Source organism: Arthrobacter sp. B1805 (assembly GCF_002929745.1).
Classification (GTDB): domain Bacteria; phylum Actinomycetota; class Actinomycetes; order Actinomycetales; family Micrococcaceae; genus Arthrobacter_D.
Genome location: NZ_PJIQ01000040.1, coordinates 1 through 3,149, shown reverse-complemented (window position 1 = coordinate 3,149; position 3,149 = coordinate 1). Strand labels below are relative to the sequence as shown.

The following is a 3,149-nucleotide window of genomic DNA, read 5'->3' as shown; positions in this document are numbered from 1 at the left end:
CTCCCGGCCATCGGGGAGACCTTGCACTTCAAGAGCACCGTCACCGCGGTCACCCGGCTGGGGATGGACAAGACCCGAACGAAGGACCGCGACACCACCCCGTTCCTCGTCCGCGTCACCAGCCCCGAGGGCACCACCGATCACCTTGTGCGCGCCGTCGTCGACGCCTCCGGCACCTGGGGCCAGCCCAACCCCCTTGGCCAGGCTGGCCTGCACGCGCCCGGCGAAGACGCAGCGTCCGCGTTCATCACCACCGCGCTGCCCGACGTCGTCGGCACCGAACGTGACCGCTTCGCTGGTAAGACCGTCATGGTCGTCGGAGCCGGTCACTCGGCCGCGAACACCCTCATCAACCTCGGCCAGGTCGCCAAGAACGAACCCGGTACCCGCATCCTCTGGGCCGTGCGCGGCAGCGGACCCGCTCAGAAGCTCTACGGCGGCGGGGACCTCGACGGCCTGCCCGCCCGCGGGCAGCTCGGCAGCCGCCTGCGCACCCTCGTCAGCGACGGCGTCATCGAGCTCGTCACCAACTTCACCATCACCAGCCTCAACGCCACCGACACGGGTCTGGCCGTGACCGCGTCGACGCCGGACGGGTTCCGCACCATCGACGTCGACGTCCTCGTTCCCGCGACCGGGTTCCGGCCGGACCTCGACATCCTCCGCGAGCTGCGCCTGGAACTCGATCCCGCTGTGGAGGCACCGCGCGCCCTTGGGCCCCTGATCGACCCCGAGTTCCATTCCTGCGGAACAGTCCCGGCGCATGGTGCGGACGTCCTGGCCCACCCGGAGAAGGATTTCTATCTCGTCGGGATGAAGTCCTACGGACGCGCACCCACCTTCCTGCTCGCCACCGGATACGAGCAGGTCCGCTCCGTGACCGCCGCAATCGCCGGCGACCTCGAAGCCGCATCCCGCCTCCAGCTCGAGCTGCCCGAAACCGGGGTCTGCAGCACCGACCTCGGCGGCTCCTGCGACACCCCCGCCGCAACCACCCTCGCCAGCATCACTGGGGCCGCTGGTGCGTCCTGTGGGACCGAAGCAGCAGGTGAAGCGGCAAGCGATACAGCATCTGAGATGGACGCTGGTGCTGGCGGGTGCTGCTCCGCGCCTGAGCCGCAACTGGTCATGATCGGGTTTCCCACCGGCACCGCGCACGGCCGCTCCGGTGACTCCGACTACTGACTCCGACTACTGACTCCGACTACTGACTCCGACTACTGACTCCGACTACTGACTCCGACTACTGACGCCGACCACCGATTGGGGCCGGCAGGTTCGGACCATAGCCGGCAAGCAGGTTGAAGGAGGACCCGGCAGGCGGACCCGCCCGCCGGTCAGAGCACCAGGAAGGACGAACACCATGAGCACGCTCTCGCCAGCTGATGATCCCACCGGCACCCACGAGCACGTCCTGCACCGCATTTGCGACGAGCTCGCCGCCTCCTTCAATGGGGTGTTCGGTCCCGAAATGGTCGAACGCTACGTCTTCGAGTCCTACACGGCCCTCGCCCGCACAGCCAAGATCAAAACCTACCTCCCGATCATCACCCGCCGGTTCGCCCGCGACCGGCTCAATGCCCTCGCCCACGCGCAGGGCAAACGCCCCAGTGGAGTCCCCGAAGTCCTCTTCGTCTGCGTCCAAAACGCAGGTCGCTCCCAGATGGCCGCAGCCCTCCTCAAGGACCTCACCCAGGGCGCTGTGAACGTCCGCTCAGCAGGCTCAATGCCGGTTGAGCACCTCGACGAGAACGTCGTCACCGCCATGAGCGAGATCGGGATCAGCCTCGGCGAGGAGTTCCCCAAACCCCTCACCGACGACGTCGTCCGCGCAGCCGACGTCGTCATCACCATGGGCTGCGGGGACACCTGCCCCATCTACCCCGGCAAGAAGTACGAGGACTGGCACATCTCCGACCCGGCGACCATGGACCTCGACGGAGTCCGGGGCGTGCGGGACGCCCTGCGTGCCCGCCTAGAAGGACTCGTCTCACAACTCGCCAGCTAAGTCCCCGAGGTTCATGGCCAGATACCACTGCGAAAACAACGCCACTTACCGGTGCAATTTGCGGCCCTGGCGATCATGCGCCGCGCTGGCGCTTACACCGCCCGCGTCTTCGACGCCGAAGGCAACACCACCGGCATGCTTTTCCTCAAGGAACTCGTCGGTGAGGTCCAGAACACCACCAGCAGATAAGCAGCCAACATGGCACCGAGTGCCAGCACTTAGCGGACGGCTGCCAGCCGTTTCGGGCCCCCTTCCGTTTTATTCGTGGGTGGGTTCGCCGGTGACGCGGTGGTCGGCGTGGTTCATGCCTTCGAGGATGAGTCGTGTGAGGTGTCCGTCGATGATGCTGTAGATGACGTTGCGGGCGTCCTTGCGGGTCGAGACGAGCCCGGAGAGACGGAGTTTGGCCAGGTGCTGGCTGACCGCGGTGCGGTTCGCCCCGGTCGCGGCGACCATCGTCCCGACGTCCGCGGGCCCTTGTGTGAGGATCCACAGGATGTGCAGGCGGGTGGGATCGGCCAGCATCCGGAAGGTCGACGCACCGGCTTCGAGGCGCTGGGCATCCGGCACGACAGGATGGACAAGACTCGGCGCCACCTGACGTGGCTGGTCGGTGTCCTCCTCGGTCACCGGATGAAGGACGGCGGCAGGACTGGCCGGCGGGTCAGCCGGTGCTTCGTTCACGATGTTCCTCGCCCCCCTTGTCGCCCGCCTCGTACCGGTACCTCAACCCGAACACCGATGCTCGCACGGTGTATTTCTTCTCCACATCACCGTTCAGGCCGCTGTGCTGGTCGCTGTCCTGGCCGCTGTTCTGGTCACGGTTCACGTTACTGCCCACGCCCACCACCGCGCGTCGTTCCCCGTGGACGGGGAGCGGCTGGTGCTGCTGAGTCGCTGCGCGTGTCGGTGCCGGCCGTGGCGGCGACCCCGGTCGTGGCCTCGGTTGTGTCTGCACCGGTGCCTGGAGCTGGGGCTGCCGGTCGGGGAGCGGGCCAGAGCATCAGTGCTGTGATCGTGCCGATGAGGGCGAGTGCTCCGAGGACGATGGCGGCGACGCTCAGGCCGGCGGCGGCTCCGACCCACCCGGCGAGGGGGTAGGCCAGGAGGTAGCAGGCGTGGGAGAGGGAGAACTGGGCGG

General features: G+C 67.4%; 5 protein-coding genes and 1 pseudogene. 3 read left to right on the top strand and 3 right to left on the bottom strand.

From position 1 onward, the window contains the following. The 3 genes from CXQ96_RS17750 to CXQ96_RS18540 form a co-directional block, all read left to right on the top strand. Window positions 1-1,185 (top strand): flavoprotein (locus tag CXQ96_RS17750; protein ID WP_104119354.1); only part of this gene is annotated, 1,185 nt, incomplete at its 5' end. A gap of 178 nt (window positions 1,186-1,363) precedes the next feature. Then, a complete protein-coding gene (locus tag CXQ96_RS17745; protein WP_104119351.1) occupies window positions 1,364-2,008 on the top strand; it encodes a low molecular weight phosphatase family protein in 645 nt (214 codons plus the stop codon). A gap of 51 nt (window positions 2,009-2,059) precedes the next feature. Then, complete coding sequence (locus tag CXQ96_RS18540; protein WP_181036545.1) at window positions 2,060-2,197, top strand: hypothetical protein; 138 nt, start codon at window positions 2,060-2,062, stop codon at window positions 2,195-2,197. Between the two features lie 69 nt (window positions 2,198-2,266). On the opposite strand, the gene CXQ96_RS17740 is transcribed toward CXQ96_RS18540, so the two are convergent. The 3 genes and pseudogenes from CXQ96_RS17740 to CXQ96_RS17735 all read right to left on the bottom strand — a co-directional run. Continuing rightward, entirely contained in the window at window positions 2,267-2,638 is a 372-nt protein-coding gene (locus CXQ96_RS17740) for a metalloregulator ArsR/SmtB family transcription factor (RefSeq protein WP_258059191.1), read from the bottom strand. A gap of 34 nt (window positions 2,639-2,672) precedes the next feature. Next, window positions 2,673-2,849: a hypothetical protein gene (locus CXQ96_RS18535; RefSeq protein ID WP_181036544.1), complete on the bottom strand. Its 177-nt coding sequence runs from the start codon at window positions 2,847-2,849 to the stop codon at window positions 2,673-2,675. Next, window positions 2,839-3,149 (bottom strand): annotated as a pseudogene (locus CXQ96_RS17735) (hypothetical protein); the annotation flags it as partial. The pseudogene CXQ96_RS17735 and the gene CXQ96_RS18535, both read right to left, overlap by 11 nt.